Below are 25,118 nucleotides of genomic sequence, written 5' to 3'. Positions count from 1 at the left end.
GATTGTCAGCCAAGGTGCTCTTTTGCTGGAGCACCATTCCAGTGGTTGCTATCAGACCCACTGCCCCTAGCACTAACCACCAGTTCGGTAGTCTTCGCCGAGTCACATCCAACCAGCAGCCAATACCGCCCCAGCCGAGTACAAGCATCACGACTAGGAAAGAGAAAACCCGGTCAAGGTAGACCGGGTCAATCCTGTGCTGTCCAATCGGAGACAGCCCTATCTCAGTTATTCCCCACCCCATAACTTTGGGATTGTAACGGTTGTGAGCTAGTTCGGCAGCGCTGCACGCATCGCCTCGACATCGGGAGTGCGTCCAGTAAACTGCTCAAACTGTCCCACCGCTTGATGTAGCAACATGGACAATCCACCGACCGCCTGTGTCCCTCCGCGTTCCGCTGCTTTCACAAGTGGGGTTGGCCAGGGATTGTAAATGACGTCGAGAATCTTCGGTGCCCGAGCGAGGTAGCCAGCAACCGATTCAATTGCGGCTGACGGCACCGTAGAGACCAGCACGTCGGCATTGCCAGCAATATCTGCCAGGTTTGGAACATCAAAAGTCACCCAAACAAATTCCATCCCCAGCGCGGCAGCTAATGGTTCAATGTCATATGCGCGCTCGGAGCGCGCTACTACGGTCACATGATTGACCCCCAGCTGCGACAGCGCCCAAAGTGCCGGCCGTGCTGTGCCACCGGCACCAACAACAACGGCGCGGCCACGTGGTGCGCTCGTGCAGTCTATCTCGCGCAGCGCTCCCAATACGCCGTCGCCATCGGTGTTGTCGGCAAACCAGTCCGAATCGCGACGGACCAGAGTGTTCGCTGAACCAATGAGCCGTGCGCGCTCACTGACTTCATCGGCGAAGTCCAGCGCGGCAAACTTGCCGGGCATCGTGACGGAAAATCCCTGGAAACTGGGGTCTGCTCCACCAACGACGTCGGCAAGTTCTTCGGCGTTGCAGCGAATGCGGTCATAGTGCCAGTCATTCATTCCCGCAGCGCGGTAACCGGCGTTGTGAATAGCCGGCGAGTACGAGTGATCAATCGGATCTCCCAGCACGGCTGCGCGATGAGTTATAGGCATAGGAGTCCTACCTCTTAGCGGTTGGAATCCAGCACGCCATTGTTGCGTGACTCGTCGATAGCGGCCTCGTGCTCTTCGAAGGTCGTGCTAAAGACAGTATTTCCTTCCTTGTCCACCGTGACAAAATACAGCCAGGTGCCGTCAGCCGGATTTTCCATGGCACGAATCGCCTCGATGGAGGGCGAAGCAATGGGGGTTTCCGGCAGCCCCTCCTTGGCGTAGGTGTTCCACGCGGTCTTTCGCGCGCGGTCCTCATCCGTGGTTGCGATTTCCTGATCTGGCAGGTCGTAGTTGACTGTCGAGTCGAACTGCAGCTGCATCGGTTCGTCGAGACGGTTGAGAATAACGCGAGCGACCTTATCGAAGTCGCCATCTGGCGCCTCCATCTGGATCAAAGAAGCTGCGGTAATCAGCTCGTATGGAGTAAGACCAACCATGTCCGCTGAAGCCATGAGACCCGTGTCCTCATAATTCTTCACCGATTCCTTGACCAATTTTGCAAGCATCTGTTCGGGCGTCTGCTGCGGGTCAAGGTGATGAATACCCGGCGTAATGAGTCCCTCAAGACGACGAGGGTCGTTGCCACGCGCAGCTACCGCGTCTCGTGCCCATTCTGGAACACCCAGCGCGGCCAAATCGGCCTCGCCAGCAGCACGTTCGAGATCGGCCTTGGATACGCAGTCATTGTCTTCAACACAAGTGGCCTCAGAAATAAGCGAGAAAATTCCCTTACGTACATCCGATGAGGACACAATGCGGGTATCGGCGAAACGGGCGCCAGTCGGAATGTCAACGGTACCGACCTGATTTTCGACATCCAGAAGAGCCTCGACGGTCTCGTCGGCCTTCATCCGCTGATGGAGTCGGTAGAAACCAGGCTGCAATTCACTTGAATGAGAGTTCTCATTCGCGGCCTGGATGAACGCACGGGAAGACTTGACGACGCCGCTTTCCACCAACTGGTTGGACAAATCAGTAAGTGACGTGCCTTCACTGACCTCAACAATCGTCAATGGACCCTCAGCTTTGCCATCGTAATCGTCAACAATGCCGCCACGATTCCAGACGAGGCCAATCACTCCGAGGACCAACACGCATAACAGGACAGAAGTTACATTGATTGCCACTGCCGTTTGGCGGTGACGAACTCGAGGCTTTGCCCCACCGCTGCGAGCACCAGCGCGGTCCCGGTCGGCACCGCCGCTATCAGTGCGGCGCGCAGTCTGCGCGTCTTTACTCATCAATAATCTCCTCGAATGCAGCTCACTCTCCCATCGGTATCAGCAAGGAGTCTTCCCATTCAGGTACGACACGCGACTAATAACGACTGGTGCGACATAGCTTTACGACGAAGTCGTAGCACTAGGTTGCATTGTAGGTGTGAATCGCCACTTCAACTTTTCAAATCCTATGCACGCGACAAACGTGCTTAGGTATTACACACTTAATAATTGCGCAAAGGTGGGTGAATTGTCACCTTTCGGTAACTTTTGTGTGCCCCTACTCGGTATTTTCGTCCAAAGCTTTTGCCCGTCTGTCCAACCAGGACTGCAGAATTTCTACTGCCGCAGCCTGGTCAATAATCTTCCGACCGGACTTAACATCAATACCTGCTGCGTGCAGTCGTGATTGGGCCATTACCGTCGTCATCCGCTCGTCGGCGTAATGCACTACGACTCGATCACCGAGTCGGCGCTGCAGCCGGAATCCAACGTCAGTAGCTTTCCGCGCAGAAGTCCCGAACGAGCCGTCGAGCATAAGGGGCATGCCGACAACAATCTCGACGACCTCAAGTTCAGTGGCAAGTTCCACGAGCCGGTCAATATCCGGCCCGTCAGGATCTTTTCGCCCCGTTGCTCGAGTGACTGTTTCAACCGGGGTCGCCAGGATACAGTCGGGGTCAGAGACCGCGACGCCAACGCGGACATCGCCGACGTCGATTCCGAGCCGTCGACCCCGACCAGGATCATCCTGACCGGGGGTATCAATACGGGGCTTAGCCATTGTTTACTGCTCTTCCGATAGCACAGCCGTTAATTGGCTACTTGGACAGTTCGGCCTCAACCGCGGCCAATGCTGCGTCGATTCCGGAAGCATCAGAGCCGGAGCCCTGTGCCATTGCCGGTTTACCGCCGCCCTTGCCGCCGACCTCAGCGCCCATCAGCTTCACCAAATCGCCGGCCTTAATACCGCGATTGACGGCTTCATCCGAAACCGAGGCCACAAACGGAACCTTGCCGCCAGCGTTGGAAATCAACGCAATGACGCTTGGGCGATCCGCAAGGCGCTTCGCCAAGTCATTAGCCAGCGAACGGATGTCCTTCATCTCCGTACCGTCGGGAAGCTTAAGGCCGAGGTAGGTGACATCGCCGATGGTGCGAGCGGACTCCAGGTGAGACGCGGCATTGGCCAGCAGCTGTCCGGCCTTGAAATCAGCGAGCTGCTTCTCTGCAGCCTTGAGCTTTTCAGCCAGTGCTGCAATGCGGTCTGGCAGCTCAGCAGAAGGAGCCTTGAATTCAGTGGCCAGTCGTTCAGCCAGGAGACGCTCGGTGGACAGGTAGCGGAAGGAATCCATACCCGAGTAAGCCTCAATACGGCGCACGCCCGATCCGACCGAGGACTCGCCCAGCACAGCTACCGGACCAATCTGCGAAGAATGCGAAACGTGGGTACCGCCACACAGCTCAATTGAGAACGGGCCACCGACCTCGACAACGCGGACGATGTCGCCGTAGTTCTCGTTGAACAATGCCATGGCACCAGCTGCCTTGGCCTCTTCCAAAGGCATCTCGGCAGTATTGACAGCCCAGTCGTTGTCGACAGCCTCATTGGTGATCTGCTCAATCTCACGGAGCTGTTCCGGTGTGAGCTGCTCACCGTACTTGAAGTCGAAACGGAGGTAGCCCGGCTTATTCATGGAACCAGCCTGAGTTGCAGTATCCCCCAGTACCTGACGCAGAGCACCGTGAATCAAGTGAGTTGCAGTGTGCGCCTGACGAGCACCGTGACGCCACTGCTCGTCGACCAAAGCTTCAGCAGAGACACCCGGAGTGAATTCACCAGCGGTGACAATGCCCTTGTGCAGCCACAGTTTCTTGCCCACCTTTTGAACATCGTTGATGTGGACCACAGCGCCGGAATCAGTCACGATACGACCACGGTCAGCCAGCTGACCGCCGGCCTCGGCGTAGAGCGGAGTGCGATCGAGGATAACCTCAATCTCATCGCCCTCTGCGGCAAACGACTGCTTCTGGCCATCGGCAATGATGCCAAGAATCGTGGATTCGTCGGCAAGCCGATCGTAACCAGTGAAGGACGTCGGGTGTTCATCGATGAACTCGCGGTAGACATGCAGGTCGGTGTGAGACTGCTTCTTTGCCTGGCTGTCGGCCTTTGCGCGCGCACGCTGCTCAGCCATCTCGCGATCGAATTCCTCGCGGTCGATGGTCAGGCCGGCCTCTTCGGCCATCTCGATGGTCAGGTCGATTGGGAAGCCGTGGGTGTCATGCAGGGTGAAGGCGTCGTGACCGGATAGAACGGTTTTACCCTCTGCCTTGGCCTTGGTGGCAGCACGTTCGAACAGCTCCTCACCGGCGGACAGAGTCTTGGTGAAGGTCTTTTCCTCGGCGACGGCGACGCGGCGAATACGGTTCCAGTTCTCCGCGATCTCTGGGTACGACGGGGTCATGGTCTCGGCCGCAATACCAATCAGCTTCTCCAGCACTGGACCGTTAGCGCCGAGCAGACGCGCAGAGCGGATGATGCGGCGCAGCAGGCGACGCAGGATATAGCCACGATCGGAGTTCGAGGGGGTGACACCGTCGAGCATCAGCATCAAGCCGGTGCGGCTGTGGTCAGCGATGACGCGGAAACGGATGTTGTCCTGGTGGTTGGAGCTGTACTTCGAACCGGTGAGCCGCTCAGCTTCGTCGATAACCGGACGCAGCAGATCGGTTTCATAGACGTTGTCGACACCCTGCAGCAGAAAAGCAACGCGCTCGATGCCCATACCGGTATCGATGTTCTTCTTCGGCAGCGGGCCAAGAATCTCGAAAGAGTCCTTGCCTGTTCCTTCGCCACGCTCGTTTTCCATGAAGACGAGGTTCCAAATCTCGATGTAGCGATCCTCGTCGGCCTCTGGGCCACCATCAGCACCGTACTCCGGGCCGCGGTCGTAGAAAATCTCTGAGCACGGACCACACGGGCCAGGCACACCCATGGACCAGTAGTTGTCCGCCATACCTCGGCGCTGAATGCGCTCCTCCGGCACACCAACCTTCTCGTGCCAGATGTCATGGGCCTCATCGTCGTCGAGGAAAACCGTTACCCACAGCTTCTCAGCCGGGATGCCAAAGCCGCCGTCCTCAACAGCACCAGTCAGAAGGCTCCATGCATGAGTGATGGCACCTTCCTTGAAGTAATTTCCGAATGAGAAGTTACCCGCCATCTGGAAGAAGGTGTTGTGGCGGGTGGTGATACCCACCTCTTCAATGTCCAGTGTGCGCACGCACTTCTGAATTGAGGTCGCGGTGGAGAAGTCCGGAGTCTCATTGCCGAGGAAGTAGGGCTTGAACGGCACCATGCCGGCATTAACGAACAGCAGGTTCGGGTCATCCAAAACCAGGGAGGCACTGGGGACCTCGGTGTGTCCCGCCTTTACGAAATGCTGGATGAAGCGATTTCGAATTTCATGAGTCTGCACGGTGTTCTACTTCCTCGTTTCACGTCGAGCGTCCGAGATGTTTAATACAAAACTAGCAGTCTACCCGCTCGGTTCGAGCAACTTTAAAACCACCCCACCGGCACCCCGTAGATCCCGACCGATCTCGCCTACTTCGATTTCCGGCGGCTCCCCCGGATAATTCGGCGAATGCGTCCGAGGTACTCAGCCATGCCGTTTTCACGACCGTGATTGGATGGAACGAAATAATCAGTGCCCACCAACTGATCTGGTGGATACTGTTGGGCAACGACACCCATGGGGTCATTGTGCGGGTAGATATAGTCCACCGCGTGACCAAGGTCCTTAGCCCCGCTGTAATGTCCGTCGCGCAAATGTGGTGGCACCGGCCCGGTTTTCCCGGAACGAACATCCTTCAACGCCCCGTCGATTGCGCTTATGACCGAATTGGATTTCGGTGCCGTGGCCAAGTGAATCGTGGCCTGCGCCAGCGTCAGCCGAGCTTCCGGCATGCCTATCAAGGCAACGGCCTGCGCCGCGGCGACGGCGGTTTGCAGTGCTGTCGGGTCTGCCATACCGATGTCTTCGCTAGCCAGAATTACGATTCGGCGGGCAATAAACCGAGGGTCTTCCCCACCCTCAATCATCCGCGCCAAGTAGTGCAGGGCAGCATCGACATCAGACCCTCGAACGGACTTAATAAACGCGCTGGTGACGTCGTAATGCTGGTCGCCATCGCGGTCATAGCGAACCACGGCCCTGTTGATCGAATTGGCAAGCGACTCAGCGGTAATCTGCTCACCGTCGGCTACGGCTTCTGCGGCTGCCTCGAGGTACGTCAGAGAACGACGAGCATCACCAGCTGCCAGCGCAATGAGTTGATTACGTGCATCGTCTGTCATACTGACGCGACCATTGAGGCCGCGCTCATCAGTAAGTGCTCGATCAATGAGCGTGCCGACGGCTTCGTCATCCAGTGGCTGCAACTGTAACAACAGTGATCGACTGAGCAGCGGGGACACCACTGAGAAGGATGGGTTTTCCGTCGTTGCCGCAACGAGAAGGACAATCCGATTTTCCACGGCACCCAACAGGGCATCCTGCTGGGTCTTAGAGAAGCGGTGCACCTCGTCGATGAAGAGCACCGTTTGAATGCCCTGATTAACGAGCGTGCGACGAGCAGTATCGATAACCGCACGCACTTCCTTCACCCCGGCATTAAGCGCGGAAAGCGCTTCAAAGTGTCGACCGGTCGCCGCGGAAATCAAACTGGCAAGAGTGGTCTTGCCAGTTCCAGGAGGGCCAAACAGAATAACAGAGGTGTCGCCGCCACCCTCGACCAGACGGCGCAACGGTGCTCCGGGGGCTAGCAGGTGGTCTTGACCAACGACTTCATCCAGGTTTCGCGGTCGCATCCGAACCGCCAATGGCGCATGTGCACCTGGGTGGAAATAGGTGTTCGCATCGGAGTTCAGGCCAGTGCTTGCTGGCCCCGCACCCCGACCTTGGCTCTTGGCCGCCGCAGGGCTAGCGATCGAAGGCTCGTCGAAAAGCCCTGGAGCGTCATCGGCGGAGCCGTTTGCACCGCCTGTCGGCAGCTTATTCGGATCCGCCACGTATGCCCTAGCCTTCCTCTTGCTCTAAGAAATCGATGACTGCATGCGCGAACTGTTCCAGCTCGTCGGCACGATCGTCCTCACACTTATGGGCGAACTGTGCAATCGCGCGAGCCGTGTTAGCCATGTCGCGCCGCTCCAGTGCTGAGCCGCCAACTTCCGGCTTCAGGTCCGTGCGTCCTTCATGCCCCACCCACAGCGCTTGTTTTGGAGAACCGAAGAAGGAAACCGTTGCGGAGATGAAAAACCAACCGAGCAACGCCGCAGCGATGAACGCCATCAAACGGCGGTCGCTCGTGCCGCGATACCAATGGTCACGAATCTCTTCCATCCAGGCACGGACAAACACGTCGACCTCTGCCTCCGATGGACGCTCCACGAAAACGTGCAGCGGGAAGCCTGCGACGACGCTGGCCACGTCGAAGATGACATCGCGGTAACCAGCCCACTCATAGTCGAGGAACTGGACCTTATCCGCCAGCAGAATGTTGTCCGGGGCGAGGTCAAACGGAGTGAACGCCCTATGCGTGCCCTTCTCAATTCGACGAGCAGCATCCTCACCGAAAGAGCGCACAGCGTCGGGAACGGGAATGCCGGACCCCTCGATAGCTCGCATGCCAAAGCGAATCCCCGACACAATGCCGTGGTCACGCGCCTCGAGAGCCTCACGATCGACCTTGTTCTTCACCCACATACGACGACGCAGGGTCTCAAACCCCTCTTCGCGAGTATGCGTGTGAATATGCATCCGGCCCAGCGAAGCACCGAGGCTGCGGAATGCGCGCAATCGTCGCTCTTCATCGCCACGAAAGAGTACGTCCGCAAGAGTGTCCACGACACCGACGTCGCTCAGAACCAATAGCTGCTTTGAAACATCGTAAGCAAGAAGCTGAGGCCCCGGGCGGACGTCGTCAGGCAGCGTATTGATGAACTGGTACGCCACGACTTCCCGTAAAACGGCGGGATCGACGCCTTCAGTCGTCGTAGGAATTTGCTTTACGACGACCGTGCGTTCCTGCATAAAGGGATTTGTGGCGACCCGTACGCGGACAACAAGAGCGTTTGACTGGCCTGTAAGTACTTCTGGATCCGACAACACTGGAGTGCCGCCGAATCGTGCGGAAAGCAGTGTCGCTGCGTCTTTAACTACGCTGTCAACTTCTGCTGCAGCGTCGTCCGAGTACTCCATTGAATGCCCTTTCAATGAGCCAGTTTCAGTCAGGCGATACGGTTGTTGCGTTGTGGCCAGTACCGCCTTGGTTAGGAGGAATTGGTGCCACTCGCGCTGTTCACGCTGGAGTGGCAGATCACATTCCTCGCAATGTGATTTCTTTGCTTAATTGCTGTCGCCTGCGGCGGCTGCTGCCTTAGCGCCGTCTGCCTTCTGCTTTGGCTTCGGCTTGAAGTCGATACCGGTCTCCTTGCGCTGCTGAGCGGTAATCGGAGTCGGGGCGTCAGTCAACGGATCAACGCCGCCACCGGACTTCGGGAAGGCGATAACTTCGCGAATGGAGTCAACGCCGGCCAGCAGGGAAACGATACGGTCCCAACCGAATGCGATACCACCGTGCGGCGGAGCGCCGTACTGGAAGGCATCCAGCAGGAAGCCGAACTGCTCCTGTGCCTCTTCCTCCCCGATGCCCATAACGTCGAAGACGCGCTTCTGGACATCTGGGCGGTGAATACGAATGGAGCCGCCACCAATTTCGTTACCATTGCAGACGATGTCGTAGGCGTAAGCCAGTGCGTTGCCCGGATCCTTGTCGAAGGTATCCATGTGCTCTGGCTTCGGCGAGGTGAAGGCGTGGTGCACAGCAGTCCACTGCGAGTGGCCCAGCGCAACGTCACCGGAAGCGGTAGCGTCGGCAGCCGGCTCGAACAACGGTGCGTCGACGACCCAGGTGAATGCCCAGTCGCCTTCCTTGATAAGGCCGAGCTTCTTGGCAATCTCTCCACGAGCAGCACCCAGCAGTGCACGGGAGCTCTTAGCGTCACCTGCAGCGAAGAAGATGCAGTCACCCGGCTTCGCGCCTACGTGCGCCGCGATGCCTTCACGCTCTGCGTCAGTAATGTTCTTGGCAACCGGGCCGCCCAGAGTGCCGTCCTCCCCAACAAGGATGTAGGCCAGGCCCTTTGCGCCGCGCTGGCGGGCCCAATCCTGCCAAGCGTCGAGCTGACGACGAGGCTGCGATGCGCCACCGTCCATAACAACTGCACCGACGTAATCGTTCTGGAAGACACGGAAAGTGGTGTCCTTGAAGAACTCGGTGCACTCCACCAGCGGAATGTCGAAGCGCAGGTCCGGCTTGTCAGAACCGTACTTCTCCATGGCCTCCTTGAAGGTCATGCGTGGAATCGGGGTCTGAACAGTGACACCGGCCTCGGCGAAGATAGCAACCAGAATCTCTTCTGCCAGCGCAATGACATCGTCCTGCTCGGCGAAGCTCATCTCAACGTCGAGCTGAGTGAACTCCGGCTGGCGGTCAGCGCGGAAGTCCTCATCGCGATAGCAGCGGGCGATCTGGTAGTAGCGCTCCATGCCAGCGACCATAAGCAGCTGCTTGAACAACTGAGGGGACTGCGGCAGTGCGTAGAAAGTGCCCGGCTTCAAACGAGCCGGCACCACGAAGTCACGAGCACCTTCCGGCGTAGAGCGAGTCAACGTCGGGGTCTCGATTTCGGTGAAGTCGTGGCTGTCCAGCACCTTACGGGCTGCGCGGTTGACAGCCGCACGGAGACGCATAATCTTGGCCGGGCCTTCACGGCGTAGGTCTAGGTAGCGGTACTTCAGACGGGCTTCTTCGCCCACAGTGCCAGAAGTTCCAACATCCTCGAGCTGGAACGGCAATGCCGCCGACTCGTTGAGGATGGTCAGCTCCGTAACATTGACCTCAATTTCACCCGATGCCAGGTTCGGGTTTTCGGAGCCCTCCGGGCGCTTCTCAACGACACCGGTGACCTGAATGCAGTATTCGCTGCGCAGGTGGTGTGCACGCTCAGCAACTTCGCTGTTGCGGAACACAACCTGGGCGTAACCGGAGCGGTCACGCATGTCGATGAAGATCACGCCACCATGGTCACGGCGGCGTCCTACCCAACCGGTCAGGGTTACTGTGCTGCCGGCGAGGTCAGCGCGGAGGTCTCCGGCAAGATGCGTACGAAGCACTGCGAATTGGTCCTTCCAAAATTGGTGCTATAGGGATTAACGCTGTGGATAGCGGTTTCGTCCGTGTAGTCTACCTTGAAGCCAGAAAGGTGAGAAGAAGACCCCGGCTATTTTGCTTATTACCGGTCATCGCCGTGGGCCTACCTCGGGCTTCATGTACTCACTTAGACAAAGTTCTCCGTAGATCCTGACGTTGATTTACATGCGGATACTATGACGCAGCGCTATTCAATGGCCCGTTTTCCGCACCTTATGCAATAGTCTTACTCCTATGACCTTCCGGAATGACTTCCAAAAGAGCTCGGCTCGTGCCGAGCGACGCTCGGGTGGTGGCCGCGCTATCGCCGTAGGCGGTGGCGGTATCGGCGGCCTTGTCCTCATCGGCCTGTACTTACTTCTCGGCGGCGACCCGGGACAATTGGGACAGCTGACAGGTGCCCAGAACAACCAGTCCTCGCAGACTGCACAGCAGTCCCCTGGCGAGGATCCCTGCAAGACCGGCGAAGATGCCAACAGCCGCATCGATTGCCGGATGGAATTCACCGGTATTTCGGTCGACCGAGTCTGGGAAGAACAACTCCCCGCACAGGCCGGCATCGAGTACACGACCCCAGGCTTAGTCCTCTTTGAAGGCTCCACTCAGTCGGGCTGCGGCGCAGCGTCCTCGTCCACCGGCCCGTTCTACTGCCCCGCCGATCAAACGGCCTACTTCGACACGGAGTTCTTTAGCACCCTGGAGCGCATGGGCGGAGGCAACGGACCGCTCGCACAGGAATACGTCGTGGCCCACGAATTCGCCCACCATATCCAAAGGTTGGAGGGCACACTCGGCCGCAGTAACTACAACGAACCGGGCCCCGATTCCGACGCTGTAAAGATCGAGCTGCAGGCCGACTGCTACGCGGGTATCTGGGCTCATTACGCGGACAAGGGGCCGGACGCAATCCTCGAACCGCTTTCCGACGAGCAAGTTGCCGATGCCCTCAAAACTACGAAGGCCATTGGCGATGACACCATCCAGCAGCATTCCGGCGGTGGTGTTCAACCGGACTCCTGGACCCACGGCTCGGCCGAGCAGCGTACGAAGGCATTCCTCACCGGCTACAAGTCAGGAAAGATGTCTCAGTGCGACACTCTCGAGCGCGGCGTCTACAGCTAGACTCCGCACTCAACAAATGCGCGTTTCCTAGATGCGCGACTGCAACTCCTGAACCAGTGCATCTAGGGCGACTGCGTGCTGCTCGTGGGACTCAAGGTTCTTCAGCTGAACCTCGCCCGCGGCCAATTCAGACTCGCCGAGGACCAACGCAAATCGGGCTCCAGCGCGATCGGCACCCTTCATCGCGCCCTTCAGACCGCGGCCGCCGTAGGACATATCCGCGCGGATACCCGCTTGGCGCAGCTTATTGATCTGCACCGCCATAGCGTGAGCGGCTTCTTCACCGAGCGCAACACCATACACATCGACGCGTCGACCATCGCTGGCCTGCTTGCCCTCTGCTTCCAGTGCGAGCAGCGCGCGATCCACACCCAAACCAAAGCCAATTCCAGACAGCTCTTGGCCGCCTAGCTGCGCCATCAGCCCGTCGTAGCGACCACCGCCACCGATACCCGACTGAGCACCAAGGCCGTCGTGAACAAACTCGAAGCACGTCTTGGTGTAGTAGTCCAGTCCGCGCACCATTCGAGGATTGATGACATAGGGCACCTTCATGTCATCCAACAGTCCAGTCACAGCTTCAAAGTGACCGCGAGCGCTGTCAGAAAGGTGGTCCAGCATCAGCGGCGCGTCGGCAAGCATTTCCTGCATTTCCGGTCGCTTATCGTCGAGAACGCGCAGCGGGTTGATGTTTGCACGGTGGCGCGTTTCCTCATCCAGAGGCAGGTCAAACAAGAACTCCTGCAGCTTAGCGCGATATTCAGGGCGGCAGGTGTTGTCGCCAAGGCTTGTCAGTTCAAGGCGGAAGCCTTCGAGCCCGATACCGCGGAAGCATGCGTCGGCAAGCGCGATGACTTCAGCGTCCAGCGCAGGATCATCGACGCCGATTGCCTCTACGCCCACCTGCTGCAACTGACGGTAACGGCCTGCCTGCGGGCGTTCATAGCGGAAGAACGGCCCCGCGTAGGAAAGCTTGACCGGCAACTGACCGCGGTCCAAATTGTGCTCAATGACCGCGCGCATCACGCCCGCGGTACCCTCCGGGCGCAGGGTGACCGAACGGTCGCCGCGGTCGGCGAACGTGTACATCTCCTTGGTGACGACGTCCGTCGATTCACCTACGCCACGTGCAAAAAGCCCGGTTTCCTCGAAAATTGGCAGCTCAATGTGCTCATAGCCCGCAAGTCGTGCGCGGTGCTGGAATGAGTTTCGCACCGCCTCGAATTCGCGGGAGACCGGCGGGACGTAATCCGGCACGCCCTTGGGCGCGGAGAATGGCTTCAACTTCTTTGGCTTCTGGCTAGAGTTCACCCCGCTAACTCTACCTGCCAACTCTCACGAGGTGTCAGCCAGGCTAGGTGAGGTTTTGCAGGAACGGGTTGGTCGCGCGCTCCTCGCCTATCGACGATGCGGAGCCATGGCCCGGAAGAATCATGAGGTCATCCGCCAGCGGGAGGACCTTATCCTTCAACGACTGCTGCATGTGCTCCGGACTACTGCCCGGCAAATCTACGCGACCGATAGCCCCCTTAAAGAGGACGTCCCCGCTGAAGACAATCTCATCTTCCCCATCGGAAGCGCGCAGCATCACGCATCCCGGAGAGTGACCCGGAGCGTGAATGACTTCGAAATTCAACCCTGCCCACTTTACTTCGTCGCCATCCTCGAAGAAATCGGCTTCCGTATAAGCCTGCATAGAATCGATGTCAAAGAGGTGTCCGAAAGAAGAACCGCCGAGCTTCGGATTGGCCAGCAACACATTGTCGCTTTCGTGAATGAAGACGGGGATATCCCAGAAGTCGGCGGCCTCCGCGACATCGCGGACATGGTCGATATGACCATGGGTCAGCAGAATTGCTTCCGGCTTCCAATCTCGCTTCTCGACCTCGCCGCGTACTACCTCGAACGCCCCCATGCCCGGGTCAACAATGACGCATGGGGTGGACAGGCCGTCCATTTCCGGAGCGCCTGTTGCCACGTAGCAGTTGGTCTGAAAAGGGCCGGCTGCAAAACCAAATATCTCCATGGCGCTCCATTGTAACGATTGTGTACAGCCCCCGGCAGGCTATTTGCGCCTTCCAACAACGGGAAGAGAGCACCTTTCCCCTAGCTCGTTGGCCTGTCATCTCGCAAATGGGAAGCAATCCCGGGCATAATGGTCGATTGTGTACGCGACGGTGACCGACTGAGCTGTTACTTCAAATGCGGTCACTATCAATGGGCAAAATCGTCCGCTGGTGTTCCGTCACCAGCAATAGATGACTAACAGATACGGAGAAAGACTAGTGGCTAATAATGAGCAAAGGCGCAAAGATGCGATGCGGACGCTCGAGCGCGAACTTAAGCGCCGTGCACGTGCCGAGAAGCTGAAGCCACTGGGCGTTGTCGTAACCACCTTGGCTATCCTGCTCTTTATCGGTGGCGGCATCTACTTGCTGACCACGGCTGGCGGCGCTGACGACAATGAGGCCGCTGATGGATCCACGACTCCAGTCGAACCTGCAGCTCTGACAGCTACTCCCGTCAGCGGTGAAAAGGTTCCAATGAAGCGCTCTTCCCCACTTCCGGAAACCGTGACCTGTGACTACCCGGATGATGGCGAGGCATCGAAGGACATAGATAAGCCAGCTACCGACAACGTTCCCGCCACTGGCACTGTAACCATCACCCTGAAGACTAACCAGGGCGACATTCCGATGGAGCTGGACCGCGCTATTTCACCTTGCGGCGTCAATGCAATTGAGCACATGGCCAAGTCCAACTACTTCAACGACACCGTGTGCCACCGTATTACCGGTGGTGGCCTGAACGTTCTGCAGTGTGGCGATCCGACTGGTACCGGTACCGGCGGACCGGGCTTCAAGTTCGCTGGCGAGTGGCCGGTCAAGGATTCCGGCCTGGATCAGAACACCCCGTTGGTGTACCCGAAGGGCTCTATCGCCATGGCAAACCCGAGTGACCCGGATGCCAACGGCAGCCAGTTCTTCCTCAACTGGGCAGATTCTCAGCTGCCTCCGCAGTACACCGTGCTTGGCTCCATGACTGACGAAGGCACCAAGACGGTTGCGGACATTGCGAAGAACGGTATCGAGGGTGGCGGTACCTCTGACGGTAAGCCAGCTAAGGAAGTCCGTATTGAGAAGGCGGAAGTCAAGTAGTTGACTCAACTAACTGATTGAGAAATTAATCAAAAACAGGGTCAAGGTGAATCACCTTGGCCCTGTTTTAGTATCTACGCGGTCTCATCCTTTTTCACATATCGATGGCTACTAAACCGCCTACTGACCAGAAGTAATGCGGTAGACATCGAACACTCCCTCGACACCGCGCAGAATGTTGAAGATATAGCCCATCTGCTTAGTGTCCGAAACCTCGAAGCTAAAACGCATTACGGCAACGCGGTCATCGGAGGTATGAGAGGACGTCGACAGGATTGAGACCTTCTGATCGGAGAAAACGCGAGTGATCTCCGAGAGCAGTCCGTGACGGTCAAGTGCTTCGATTTGCACCGTAACCATGAAGACCGCACCGGAGGAATCCGTTGCCCAGGAAACCTCGATAATGCGCTCGGGCTCCTGGTGCAGTTTCTCCGCATTAGTGCAGTCCGTACGGTGCACACTGACCCCACCGCCGCGGGTGACGAAGCCAAAGATGGCATCGCCCGGCACAGGCGTACAGCATTTGGCGAGCTTAGCGGCCATATCCGCGCTGCCTTCTACCAACACACCCGTGCTGTCAGCGCGGCGCGGAGTGTTGTGCACGTTCATCTTTGAAATTGGCGTGCGGGAGACCAACTGCTCTTCGGCATCGTCCGCGCTCGAGAACTGCGCCATCAGCCGGTGAGTCACATGCTGCGCTGAGACCTGCCCCTTACCGATAGCGGTATAGAGCGCATCGACATCCGCATAGTGCAGCTCGGAGGCAATCTGCTTGATGGACGCCGGAGTGAACAGGCGGTGCATCGGCAGACCGCCGCGCTGTACCTCTGCAGCCAGCGCGTCACGGCCGGCATCGAGTGCCTCTTCGCGGCGCTCCTTGGCAAACCACTGACGGATCTTTGCCCGCGCACGTGGAGTTTTAACAAACTTCTCCCAGTCCTTAGACGGACCGGAATCGGCATCCTTGGACGTGAAAATCTCGACGCGGTCGCCAGTTTTTAGCGGTGATTCCAACGCCACTAGCTTGCCGTTGACTTTGGCACCAATACAGCGGTGACCTACTTCAGTATGGACCGCGTAGGCAAAGTCGACCGGCGTGGAGTCCGCAGGCAATGTGATGACATCGCCCTTAGGCGTGAACGCAAAAATTTCAGTGACTGAGAGGTCATAGCGCAGGGAGTCCAGGAACTCGTTAGGATCTGCGGCCTCGCGCTGCCAATCCAGCAGCTGACGCATCCACGCCATCTGATCGACTTCGGCGGAATCTCCCTTGTGAGAGCCCTTGGTTTCCTTGTAGCGCCAGTGTGCGGCAATGCCGTACTCAGCGTTGTAGTGCATCTCATGGGTGCGAATCTGCACTTCTAGCGGGGAGCCACCTGGACCGATGACCGTTGTGTGCAACGACTGGTAAACCCCGAAACGCGGCGCGGAAATATAGTCCTTGAATCGCCCCGGCATGGGTTTGAACAGCGAGTGGACGGCACCCATGGCGGCATAGCAGTCCTTGGTCGTGTCCACCAGAACTCGAAGTCCGACCAGGTCAAAAATCTCGTCGAACTCATGGCCGCGGACAATCATCTTCTGATAAATCGACCAGTAGTGCTTCGGCCTGCCCTGTACCTCAGCAGCAATGTGAGACTCCTTCAGATCCTTCTGAATCATCTCGGAGACTTCCTGGATGTACCGGTCCCGCTGCGGCGCTCGATCTGCGACCAAACGCACAATCTCGTCGTACTTCTTCGGGTACAAAATGGCGAAGGAGAGATCTTCCAACTCCCACTTCACGCTGGCCATTCCCAAACGATGCGCCAGCGGTGCAATCACCTCGAGGGTCTCACGGGCCTTCTTAGCCTGCTTTTCCGGCGGCAGGAAGCGCATTGTGCGCATGTTATGCAGCCGGTCAGCCACCTTGATAACCAGCACGCGCGGGTCCTGGCTCATGGCGATAATCATTTTTCGCACGGTCTCTGCCTCGGCGGCGGAGCCCAACGCGACCTTATCCAATTTGGTCACGCCGTCGACCAACCGTGCGACTTCTGGGCCGAAGTCCCGCTCCAGGTCCTCCAGCGTGTAATCGGTATCTTCGACCGTGTCATGCAGCAGCGCTGCCACCAGCGTGGTGGTATCCATGCCGATCTCGGCCGCAATAGTAGCGACTGCAAGCGGGTGAGTGATGTATGGCTCGCCGGATTTCCGATAGACGCCGTCGTGAAGGCGCTCGGCGGTATCGTAGGCACGCTGAAGCACAGCCAAATCTGCGCGCGGATGCACCTGTCGATGCACCGCGACAAGGGGATCTAGCACCGGGCGGATTTTCGTTCTGTTGCCGGTAAGGCTTCGCGCTAGGCGGGCACCATAACGGCGTGCGGGCCCTTCAGCCATGACTCATTCACCCCTTATTAACCACGTACAAAGGCAGATCAGCAAGCTTCTCCCGAGCTCCCAGGCCTTCAACCTCCAGCACGGTGCACAGCCCGGTTACCTCGACACCAGCTGTCTCCAGCAGGGCGCGAGCTGCACACAGGGTGCCACCAGTTGCCAACACATCGTCGACAAGTACGGCCTTCTTGCCCTTCAGCTCAAACCCACTAGCCGGAATCTCAAGCGCGGCCGTACCATATTCCAGTTCATAGGTCTCGGTCAGCACAGGCGGTGGTAGCTTACCCTTCTTACGAATAGCGAGCACTCCCAGTCCAAGCTTGTACGCCACCGCAGAACCCAGCAGGAATCCACGCGCATCTAGGCTGCCTATAACATCAGCCCCGAACTCTTCCACCTTGGCGGAAATCTCGTCCACAATCAGGGCGAACGTCGTGGCGTCGGCAAGCGCCGGCGTCAGGTCCTCGAAGAGTACGCCCTCAACTGGAAAATCGGGCACGAACCGAATCTGATCGGCTAATGCCTCACGCGCGTGTGCATACGACACAGGTTTAAGCTCCTTTTCGGCGAAAAGAAAAAGTGCGGGTACCTGTCAACGATACCCGCACAATGCGCTTTTAAAGTAGTTTCACCCGAACCACTGGGAGGCGCTACCTCCTACTGCCCCGGACGCCAGGACAGCGGCTTGTCTTCATCGCCCTCAAGCTTCGGAGTCGTCACCGTTCGTTTCGGCGTCGAATGTTCCATCTCGCTTGCCGACGGCTCCTTCGAGCCCGAGTCCTCCGCAACATCAGTGGTGGCGGAATCGGTGCCCGAACCGGCTCCCTCAGATGCCTTTGCGCGGGCAGACAGTACCGCCTCTTCATGCTTGCGGTATTCACGCTGCCGCGACTTAAGAGACACCAACAGCGACGAAGCCAGGAAGATCGAAGAGAACGTACCTTGAATAATGCCGATGAGCTGAACGAGTGCAAGGTCCTTCAGCGTTCCGACCCCTAGCATGCCCACGGCGATGACCATCAGTGCCAGGATTGGCAAGAGCGTCGACACCGTGGTGTTGATAGAACGCATGATGGTTTGGTTGACCGCCAGGTTCACCAACTCGGCGTAACTTCTACGGGTCGATGAACGATAGCCTGCCGTGTTCTCGTCGACCTTGTCGAAAACCACGACGGTGTCGTACAGGGAGAACGACAGCACTGTCAGCAAGCCGATAATGGTTGCCGGGGTGACGTCAAGACCAATGAGCGCGTAGATGCCCATAATCACGATTGCATCCACAACCAGGGCGAGAATTGCGGCAATGGCCATGTCGCGCTCGAAGCGGATAGTGATGTAGACGAATACCAAGCCCAAGAACACTACTGCAGCCAGCAGCATGCGGTTGGTAATCGACGAGCCCCACGACTCCGAAACGGTCGAGTCACCAATCGCATCCGGGGTCTGCTCCCCCTGTGCGTCGACGGGTTTGAATGCGTCGTTCAGTGCGACGCGAGCATCATTAATCTCGCCCTGGGTCAGCTTCTCTGAGGTGATTTCCAGAATGCGGCCTTCGCCAGAACCGATGATCTGCACCAACTCCGGCTTGACGCCGGTGGCGTCGGTGAAGACCTCCTCAGCCTGTTCAGTCGTCACTGAGGCCGGCGGCATAGTCATCTTGGTACCGCCCTCGAAGTCGATACCGAAGCTGAACCCGCGAATCAGCATCGCTGCGAAAGCAACAACGATGATGGCGACGGCAATCTGGTACCAGCGCTTCCGCTTGCCGACGATGTTGATTCCACCCTCGCCGGTGTAGAGGCGGCGGAAGAAGGAGTCGTCTTTCACGCTTTCTGGCTCAGTGATTAGCGCCGGATTCGTCTGAGTAGTATTCATGGATTCCTACTTCCCCTCATTCGCGCTGGAGTGAGCTGCACCGGTGTCGGCAGCCGTACTGGCGGAGGCATCGGAGGCTCCGGCCTTCTTACCGGCAGCTACAGTCTTATTCCTCTGTGCAATCTCCATGACCGAGCCGAAGCCGTTCATCGACGGCTTGGACAAAGCTGGCCACTTACGAGTAGCCAGGATGACCAACGGCGCAGTCACGAGGAAAGCCGTCACAATGTCGAATGCTGTGGAGAGACCAAGTGTGAACGCGAAACCGCGGACATCGCCAACGGCCAGGATGTAAAGAACCACAGCCGCAATGATGGACACAAAGTTACCCGATAGGATGGTGCGCCGTGCTCGTCGCCAAGCGTGCGGAACCGCGGAGCGGAAAGTTCTACCCGCGCGGATTTCGTCCTTAATGCGTTCGAAGAAGACGATGAAGGAGTCAGCCGTTACGCCGATAGAGATGATGATGCCGGCGATGCCAGCGAGATCGAGCGAGTAGCCAATCCAACGACCAAGAAGGACAAGGACGCCGTAGACCATCGCTCCAGCTGCTGCCAGCGAAACCAGCGAAATCACGCCCAGGCCGCGGTAGAGAGCAATCGCGTAGACGACAATCAGGGCGATACCGATAATGCCGGCAAGCAGACCGGCTTCCAAGGAAGCCGAACCAAGCATGGCCGGGATAGTCGTGGTGGTGCCGCCCGGCTCGCCGTCCTCACCTGCGAACGACAGCGGCAGTGCACCATAACGCAGGTTATTGGCCAGCCCCTGTGCCTCGTCGATTGAGAAGTCGCCCGTGATGCGGGTGGCAGAACCAACTGGGGTTGCCTCCTGAATCACCGGGGCGGAAATGACCTTCGAGTCCAACACGATAGCGACCTGCCGCTGCAGGTAGTCATTGGTCAACTTGGTCCATGTGCGAGCGCCGGTGTCATTCTTCCCGGACTTGAAGCTAAAGGAGACCTGAATCTGACCAGACTGCTGATCGTAACCACCGTTAATCGGCGCATTGGTATCAATAGCGTCGCCGGACAGACGCTGGCCCTTGGCCTCGTCCTCCTGCCCAATCAACAGCGGAGCCTTGCCCAGGAAGATGGCTTTACCGCCTTCGGGCGCACAGGTCACCAGCGGCTTGGCCGGGTCATCGGCACCCTGTAGCGGATCAACTGCATCGCGGTTATCGCAGGTCATCAGCGCAGCGGCTGCAAACTGTGTCGTTGGGTCTTCGGACTGGCGAGTCGCCAACAGCACGTCACGAACCTTCGTACGCAGCTCGGCCGCTTCAATTGAGTTCGCCGGCTTTGCCGGAGCTGTTGCGTCCAACTTCGGGGCCTCGCCCAGCGACTTGGACAGCTCCTCGGGAACCGGCTGATCTGGGTTCTGTTCCTTGAAGGCATCAATTGCACGCTTCTGCGTTTCGTTCATGTCCTTGTAGAGGTCATCAACACGCTTGGCGGCGTCCTCCTTCGACAGGACACCGACTGACACCCAATCTTCAGCAGTCTTCTTAACTACCTCGCCAAAGGCAGCTTCATCAGGGCCCTGGGTGGGCTGTTCTACCGGACGGAAGAAGAGCTGCGAAGTCTGGCCGAGCGTACGCGCCTCCTGTGAGTCTTCACCCGGCACGGTAATGACCAGCGTGTCACCGTCGGTGACAACTTGAGCGCCGCTGACGCCCATGCCGTTTACGCGGTTCTCCAGAATCTTGCGAGCCTGGTCCAGCTGATCGCGCGTCGGCTTTTCGCCCTGCGGCACCAAGGTTACTCGGGTACCACCCTGCAAGTCGATGCCCAACTTTGGCTTGGCTGATCCGCCGCCGGTGAAAAAGACGAGTGCGTACGTAAGGATGAGGAAGCCAACAAACAGTGCCAACAGCCACTGCGGCCAGTTCCTCTTGAATGTATTCGCACCGGATCTGGATTTGCTGTTCAAAGCAAAGTCTCCTGAATCGTGACGTTTAGGTACTTAAGCGCTTCGGGTAGAAACGCAGGTCTATAACCGCACCGCGAAATCGCGCGATACCAGGAAGAGGCATTGCGGGCGTCGCTAAGCAAAGCTATAAACACCAACCGCTAGAGAATAACCGATTTAGCGTAGTGCGCCGGTTTTGACTTGTACCTATTTAGTGAAAATCTTGCCCACGCTTGCCGACGGCGAAACCTGGGACGCGCCCGCTAACCCCACGGCGCACGCTACAGCTTGGATGCATGCAAACCGGCGGAGTGTGGGCGTGCAAAAAACTGCTACTGCTTTTCGGTGGAAGCGGAACCGTCTGTACCCGGGTTATCCGGGGTACTCGAAGTATTTGGGTTCTCAACCTGCTCATTGGCGTCCGAAGCTGCATTGTCAGCCGGACCGTGGCCGGTGATTTCTTGGACGTCGCCGACGTGGTCATCTGGCGCATCGGAAACACGGCCACGTCGGTCACGGTGAGCGTAGCTAGCTCCGGTACCGGTGGTGAGGTTGCGGGCAATGGCGCCCTTTTCCCAACGGGTCACGATGCCGTCAGCAATGATGAGGTCGACGGTCGTTTCGGTCGTATCAACGACCACACCATGCATACCGGAACCGGTGATGACCTCTGCGCCCGGGGCCAACTTATCCTGCATGTCCCGAATGGTGCGCACCTGCTTGTTCTGCTTGATAATCTGCCAAATTGGCAGCGCCAGGAACAAGAAAATAAGTAGGAGGAGAATAGTTTGATCCATGTCTGCCGAGTTTAACGAATTGCCAGCTAGCAATTCCACACTGCCCCGGCCGGGTCGATGAGAAAGCTATTCTCCGATAGTTCCCTCCGGCGGCTGCAACCCCAAGTGCCGCCATGCTCGGGCAGTTGCCACGCGTCCGCGCGATGTACGCGCAATCATCCAGGCACGGACCAGGTAGGGCTCGCACACTTCTTCCACAGTCGAGGGCTCCTCACCGACTGCCAACGCCAGGGAATTCACGCCCACCGGGCCGCCACCGTGCCCCTTGACCAGGGCAGTCAGCACTGCGCGGTCCAAGCGGTCCAGCCCAAGCTCATCGACATCGAAGACAATCAACGCCGCCTTGGCCGCACCAAGATCAATAACGCCACCGGAGTGAACATCTGCGAAATCGCGAACGCGACGCAGTAGACGGTTGGCAATTCGCGGCGTACCTCGCGAACGCGAGGCAATCTCCACTGCAGCCTCAGGGCTGATATCCACCCCGAGGATCCCAGCGGCACGGGTAACCACCTTTGTCAGATCCTCGACCTCGTAGAACTCCATCTGCGCAGTAAAACCGAAACGGTCACGCAGTGGGCCAGTCAGCATACCCGAGCGCGTCGTTGCGCCTACCAGCGTAAAAGGTGGAATCTCGAGTGGAATTGACGTAGCTCCAGGCCCCTTGCCCACGATGACATCAATACGGAAATCTTCCATTGCCATGTAGAGCATTTCCTCCACGGGCCTGGCAATGCGGTGGATCTCGTCAATGAAGAGTACATCGCCCTCGAGCAGGTTCGATAGCATTGCTGCCAAATCGCCAGCGCGAATAAGCGCCGGACCGGACGTCATTCGCAGGGACGACCCCATCTCCTGCGCAATAATCATGGCCATGGTGGTCTTACCCAGGCCGGGAGGTCCCGACAGCAGAATGTGGTCCGGAGTCACATTTCGTCCCCGTGCCCCGGAGAGCACCAAATCCAGCTGCTCGCGGACCTTGGGTTGGCCGATAAACTCCCCTAACGACTTTGGTCGCAGGTTCGATTCCGCATCGACTTCCTCGACCTGAGCGCGGGCATCGACATCACGTTGTGCACCATTTCCCCCACCGCCAAAATGGTCGTTGGCTGCTCCATCTAAAGAGTCCCTGAAGGGATTGCCCGACACGTTAAACTCCGTGCGCTCGATATCGCTCATAGTCCCCTCATCCTAGTGCACTGCCATTTTTCATCATCAATGTAGCTGCAGGTCCTCGACCTGGATTTACTTTTCGCCCAATGTCTTTAGCGCCGCCTTCAGCGCCATTGATGTATCCAAGGTCGGATCAATCCGAACAACAGTCTCCGCTGCCTCATTCGCATCAGCTTCCGGGAACCCAAGCCCGACCAAAGCACCAACGACCTGATCCAGATCTGCCTTCAAAACAATGCCAGGCGCTGCTCCGCTTGCAGCTTCCTCCGGCTGGGATACCGCCCTATCCGCGAAAACCTCGACCTTATCCTTCAACTCAACCAACAGGCGCTCCGCCAATCGCTTGCCGACGCCGTTAGCCGCCTGGAGGGCCTTGGCATTCTTTGAGGCAACCGCATTGGCAATCTCGGCCGGCGACAGTACCGATAGAACAGACATCGCTACTTTTGGCCCCACTGTCGAGACAGTGCGCAAGAGCGCAAACATCTCACGTTCCTGCGAGTTGGCAAAACCAAAAAGCGTAATCGCATCTTCACGAACCGCCATTGTGGTCAACATGAAAGTCTGCTCATGCCTCACCAACTGAGAAGCTAACCTGCCCGTAATGGTGACCAAATGCCCGACACCACCGCACTCGATAACGCAATAGTCCGCACCGAGATCGATAACCTCACCGCGTAGAGATGCAATCACTTCTCACAATTCCTTTCACTACGGCTTCCCTAAAGACACCGCGATAAACGCCGAACTCACAAGTGTGCTCTAGCAGGCTCCCCTACCGCGAGGGATTCTCACGGCGAGAAAGCTCCAACTCCCGCTCCTCGTGTTGCTTAGCAAGCGCAGCCAAGGTGTCGCGCTGGCGTTGCAGAACCGGACCACGCCAACAGTGGCAGATAGCGATGGCCAACGCATCCGCTGCGTCCGCAGGTTTTGGCGGAGTTTCCAACCCGAGGATTCTCGTCACCATCATGGTCATCTGCTTCTTATCAGCCCGACCGTTGCCGGTAAGCGCCTTCTTTACCTCCGACGGCGTGTACATATGCACTTCCAAACCGCGTCTCGCCGCAGCGAGGACAAGGACACCAACCGCGTGCGCAGTCTGCATTACGGTGGACACGTTGCCGCGCTCGAATACCCGTTCCATCGCAACCACGTCCGGCTCGTACTCATCCATCCACTGCTCCACGGCATTGGAAAGCCGTAGAAGACGATCTTCCAACGATGCCGTGGTTGGTGTGCGGGCGACCCCCACCGCAATGGGAATGACTTTCCTGCCCTGAGCACCTTCCGCAATGGAGAGACCACAACGAGTAAGGCCAGGGTCGATACCCATCACCCGCAGAGATCCAGCTCGATAATTCACCTCTCCACTAATACCACATTTCGAACAGCTGTTTGTATCGTAGCTACACGGGGTACCAACCGTTGGTTCTGATAGGTTTAACACCATGAATTCACCGAAGAAGCTCTACGGCGTTCTCGCTGCAGCTGAAATGGTCACGTGGGCTCTGCTGCTCTTGGGGCTGGCACTGAAGTACCTGTTCAAAGTCACTGACATCGCCACCACCATCTTCGGCGGCATCCACGGTTTTACGTTCCTGTGCTACGTAGTCACCACCATCATGGTGTGGATCAACCAGCAGTGGAGCTTTGGCCGCGGTGTCATCGGCCTCGCCTCTTCTATCATTCCATTCGCAACCTATCCGTTTGAACGAAACACACTGAAGGCAGGCCTCTTGGATCGGCCCTGGCGCTTTACCGACGAATCCGAGGAGCCACAGGGCATTTTCGAGTGGGCACTCGCGATGATTATTCGCCGCCCGTTTATCTCGGCATTCGTCATCCTGATTGTTCTCGTCGTGGTCTTCACACTGTTGCTGATGGCGGGACCTCCGACTCAGTGGTTCTCTTAAAACGGTTCTACTAAAACTTTCAGAAACCAAAATCGGGTTTATTGGCAAAAGTGTGTCCGTCTGGCGTGTCGACCGGTGCGTCGGCGGGCGGGCACCCTTCGCTACTTACCCCAATGCGAGTTACTGACTGCGTTTATGACAAAAATGACCTGAAAAATCGTCTGGAAGTGACATAAACTCGCACAGTTTCACATTTGCAGCCGT

At 57.8% G+C, this 25,118-nt stretch carries 20 protein-coding genes; 3 read left to right on the top strand and 17 right to left on the bottom strand.

Annotated elements, in window-relative coordinates; translation table 11 throughout:
* Nucleotides 1-270: 270 nt before the first annotated feature.
* The 7 genes from CRD20_RS10720 to aspS form a co-directional block, all read right to left on the bottom strand.
* A complete protein-coding gene (locus tag CRD20_RS10720; RefSeq protein ID WP_149420737.1) occupies nucleotides 271-1,086 on the bottom strand; it encodes a shikimate dehydrogenase in 816 nt (271 codons plus the stop codon).
* A gap of 14 nt (nucleotides 1,087-1,100) precedes the next feature.
* Nucleotides 1,101-2,327, bottom strand: a complete 1,227-nt coding sequence (mltG, locus tag CRD20_RS10715) for an endolytic transglycosylase MltG (protein ID WP_070602568.1) — start codon at nucleotides 2,325-2,327, stop codon at nucleotides 1,101-1,103.
* A 259-nt stretch (nucleotides 2,328-2,586) separates the two neighbouring features.
* Nucleotides 2,587-3,090: a Holliday junction resolvase RuvX gene (gene ruvX / locus CRD20_RS10710; RefSeq protein ID WP_049193736.1), complete on the bottom strand. Its 504-nt coding sequence runs from the start codon at nucleotides 3,088-3,090 to the stop codon at nucleotides 2,587-2,589.
* A gap of 37 nt (nucleotides 3,091-3,127) precedes the next feature.
* On the bottom strand, nucleotides 3,128-5,788 hold the full coding sequence (gene alaS, locus CRD20_RS10705) for an alanine--tRNA ligase (protein ID WP_016422696.1): 2,661 nt from the start codon (nucleotides 5,786-5,788) through the stop codon (nucleotides 3,128-3,130).
* Between the two features lie 128 nt (nucleotides 5,789-5,916).
* On the bottom strand, nucleotides 5,917-7,242 hold the full coding sequence (locus CRD20_RS10700) for a replication-associated recombination protein A (protein ID WP_222866795.1): 1,326 nt from the start codon (nucleotides 7,240-7,242) through the stop codon (nucleotides 5,917-5,919).
* 148 nt (nucleotides 7,243-7,390) lie between these two features.
* Nucleotides 7,391-8,572, bottom strand: coding sequence for a phosphotransferase family protein (locus CRD20_RS10695; protein ID WP_070602564.1), 1,182 nt, complete (start codon nucleotides 8,570-8,572; stop codon nucleotides 7,391-7,393).
* 147 nt (nucleotides 8,573-8,719) lie between these two features.
* Nucleotides 8,720-10,549 carry an aspartate--tRNA ligase gene (aspS, locus tag CRD20_RS10690; protein ID WP_187405391.1) on the bottom strand — a complete coding sequence of 610 codons (1,830 nt, stop codon included), beginning with the start codon at nucleotides 10,547-10,549 and terminating at the stop codon, nucleotides 8,720-8,722.
* Between the two features lie 271 nt (nucleotides 10,550-10,820).
* On the opposite strand from aspS, the gene CRD20_RS10685 reads away from it, so the two are divergent.
* Nucleotides 10,821-11,708 (top strand): neutral zinc metallopeptidase, encoded by an 888-nt coding sequence (locus CRD20_RS10685; RefSeq protein ID WP_069358705.1) that lies wholly within the window; start codon nucleotides 10,821-10,823, stop codon nucleotides 11,706-11,708.
* Nucleotides 11,709-11,735: 27 nt separating this feature from the next.
* Here CRD20_RS10685 and hisS read toward each other — a convergent pair whose 3' ends face one another.
* Complete coding sequence (gene hisS / locus CRD20_RS10680; protein ID WP_016422691.1) at nucleotides 11,736-13,019, bottom strand: histidine--tRNA ligase; 1,284 nt, start codon at nucleotides 13,017-13,019, stop codon at nucleotides 11,736-11,738.
* A 43-nt stretch (nucleotides 13,020-13,062) separates the two neighbouring features.
* Entirely contained in the window at nucleotides 13,063-13,734 is a 672-nt protein-coding gene (locus CRD20_RS10675) for an MBL fold metallo-hydrolase (RefSeq protein WP_016422690.1), read from the bottom strand.
* 292 nt (nucleotides 13,735-14,026) lie between these two features.
* Here CRD20_RS10675 and CRD20_RS10670 point away from each other — a divergent pair, with 292 nt between their 5' ends.
* The gene (locus tag CRD20_RS10670; RefSeq protein WP_222866305.1) at nucleotides 14,027-14,866 is read left to right on the top strand and encodes a peptidylprolyl isomerase; all 840 of its coding nucleotides are present in this window, start codon (nucleotides 14,027-14,029) and stop codon (nucleotides 14,864-14,866) included.
* Nucleotides 14,867-14,986: 120 nt separating this feature from the next.
* On the opposite strand, the gene CRD20_RS10665 is transcribed toward CRD20_RS10670, so the two are convergent.
* The 8 genes from CRD20_RS10665 to ruvC form a co-directional block, all read right to left on the bottom strand.
* On the bottom strand, nucleotides 14,987-17,248 hold the full coding sequence (locus tag CRD20_RS10665) for a bifunctional (p)ppGpp synthetase/guanosine-3',5'-bis(diphosphate) 3'-pyrophosphohydrolase (RefSeq protein WP_016422688.1): 2,262 nt from the start codon (nucleotides 17,246-17,248) through the stop codon (nucleotides 14,987-14,989).
* Between the two features lie 7 nt (nucleotides 17,249-17,255).
* Nucleotides 17,256-17,792 carry an adenine phosphoribosyltransferase gene (locus CRD20_RS10660; RefSeq protein ID WP_016422687.1) on the bottom strand — a complete coding sequence of 179 codons (537 nt, stop codon included), beginning with the start codon at nucleotides 17,790-17,792 and terminating at the stop codon, nucleotides 17,256-17,258.
* 110 nt (nucleotides 17,793-17,902) lie between these two features.
* A complete protein-coding gene (secF, locus tag CRD20_RS10655; protein WP_187405389.1) occupies nucleotides 17,903-19,120 on the bottom strand; it encodes a protein translocase subunit SecF in 1,218 nt (405 codons plus the stop codon).
* Between the two features lie 6 nt (nucleotides 19,121-19,126).
* Nucleotides 19,127-21,052 carry a protein translocase subunit SecD gene (gene secD / locus CRD20_RS10650; RefSeq protein WP_049190792.1) on the bottom strand — a complete coding sequence of 642 codons (1,926 nt, stop codon included), beginning with the start codon at nucleotides 21,050-21,052 and terminating at the stop codon, nucleotides 19,127-19,129.
* A gap of 311 nt (nucleotides 21,053-21,363) precedes the next feature.
* Nucleotides 21,364-21,828, bottom strand: a complete 465-nt coding sequence (gene yajC / locus CRD20_RS10645) for a preprotein translocase subunit YajC (protein ID WP_070642999.1) — start codon at nucleotides 21,826-21,828, stop codon at nucleotides 21,364-21,366.
* Nucleotides 21,829-21,894: 66 nt separating this feature from the next.
* Nucleotides 21,895-23,007, bottom strand: a complete 1,113-nt coding sequence (gene ruvB / locus CRD20_RS10640) for a Holliday junction branch migration DNA helicase RuvB (protein WP_187405388.1) — start codon at nucleotides 23,005-23,007, stop codon at nucleotides 21,895-21,897.
* 66 nt (nucleotides 23,008-23,073) lie between these two features.
* On the bottom strand, nucleotides 23,074-23,694 hold the full coding sequence (gene ruvA, locus CRD20_RS10635) for a Holliday junction branch migration protein RuvA (RefSeq protein ID WP_048731308.1): 621 nt from the start codon (nucleotides 23,692-23,694) through the stop codon (nucleotides 23,074-23,076).
* A gap of 82 nt (nucleotides 23,695-23,776) precedes the next feature.
* A complete protein-coding gene (gene ruvC / locus CRD20_RS10630; RefSeq protein WP_048731311.1) occupies nucleotides 23,777-24,334 on the bottom strand; it encodes a crossover junction endodeoxyribonuclease RuvC in 558 nt (185 codons plus the stop codon).
* A 115-nt stretch (nucleotides 24,335-24,449) separates the two neighbouring features.
* On the opposite strand from ruvC, the gene CRD20_RS10625 reads away from it, so the two are divergent.
* Complete coding sequence (locus CRD20_RS10625; protein WP_187405387.1) at nucleotides 24,450-24,914, top strand: DUF3817 domain-containing protein; 465 nt, start codon at nucleotides 24,450-24,452, stop codon at nucleotides 24,912-24,914.
* The last annotated feature ends 204 nt before the right edge of the window (nucleotides 24,915-25,118 follow it).

Origin of the sequence: Corynebacterium sp. LK33 (genome assembly GCF_014334955.1) — a bacterium.
Taxonomy (GTDB): Bacteria; Actinomycetota; Actinomycetes; order Mycobacteriales; family Mycobacteriaceae; genus Corynebacterium; species Corynebacterium jeikeium_D.
Note: the sequence above shows the minus strand (reverse complement) of the source record. Positions and strands in the feature narration are given on the sequence as shown.

What these genes read in the sequence shown, in the direction of transcription:
- ruvC (WP_048731311.1), bottom strand. Translation starts at nt 24,334, where the DNA reads ATGGGTATCGACCCTGGCCTTACTCGTTGTGGTCTCTCCATTGCGGAA.
- CRD20_RS10675 (WP_016422690.1), bottom strand. Translation starts at nt 13,734, where the DNA reads ATGGAGATATTTGGTTTTGCAGCCGGCCCTTTTCAGACCAACTGCTAC.
- CRD20_RS10670 (WP_222866305.1), top strand. Translation starts at nt 14,027, where the DNA reads ATGCGGACGCTCGAGCGCGAACTTAAGCGCCGTGCACGTGCCGAGAAG.
- secF (WP_187405389.1), bottom strand. Translation starts at nt 19,120, where the DNA reads ATGAATACTACTCAGACGAATCCGGCGCTAATCACTGAGCCAGAAAGC.
- CRD20_RS10625 (WP_187405387.1), top strand. Translation starts at nt 24,450, where the DNA reads ATGAATTCACCGAAGAAGCTCTACGGCGTTCTCGCTGCAGCTGAAATG.
- mltG (WP_070602568.1), bottom strand. Translation starts at nt 2,327, where the DNA reads ATGAGTAAAGACGCGCAGACTGCGCGCCGCACTGATAGCGGCGGTGCC.
- ruvX (WP_049193736.1), bottom strand. Translation starts at nt 3,090, where the DNA reads ATGGCTAAGCCCCGTATTGATACCCCCGGTCAGGATGATCCTGGTCGG.
- CRD20_RS10720 (WP_149420737.1), bottom strand. Translation starts at nt 1,086, where the DNA reads ATGCCTATAACTCATCGCGCAGCCGTGCTGGGAGATCCGATTGATCAC.
- yajC (WP_070642999.1), bottom strand. Translation starts at nt 21,828, where the DNA reads ATGGATCAAACTATTCTCCTCCTACTTATTTTCTTGTTCCTGGCGCTG.
- CRD20_RS10695 (WP_070602564.1), bottom strand. Translation starts at nt 8,572, where the DNA reads ATGGAGTACTCGGACGACGCTGCAGCAGAAGTTGACAGCGTAGTTAAA.
- CRD20_RS10665 (WP_016422688.1), bottom strand. Translation starts at nt 17,248, where the DNA reads ATGGCTGAAGGGCCCGCACGCCGTTATGGTGCCCGCCTAGCGCGAAGC.
- CRD20_RS10685 (WP_069358705.1), top strand. Translation starts at nt 10,821, where the DNA reads ATGACCTTCCGGAATGACTTCCAAAAGAGCTCGGCTCGTGCCGAGCGA.
- ruvB (WP_187405388.1), bottom strand. Translation starts at nt 23,007, where the DNA reads ATGAGCGATATCGAGCGCACGGAGTTTAACGTGTCGGGCAATCCCTTC.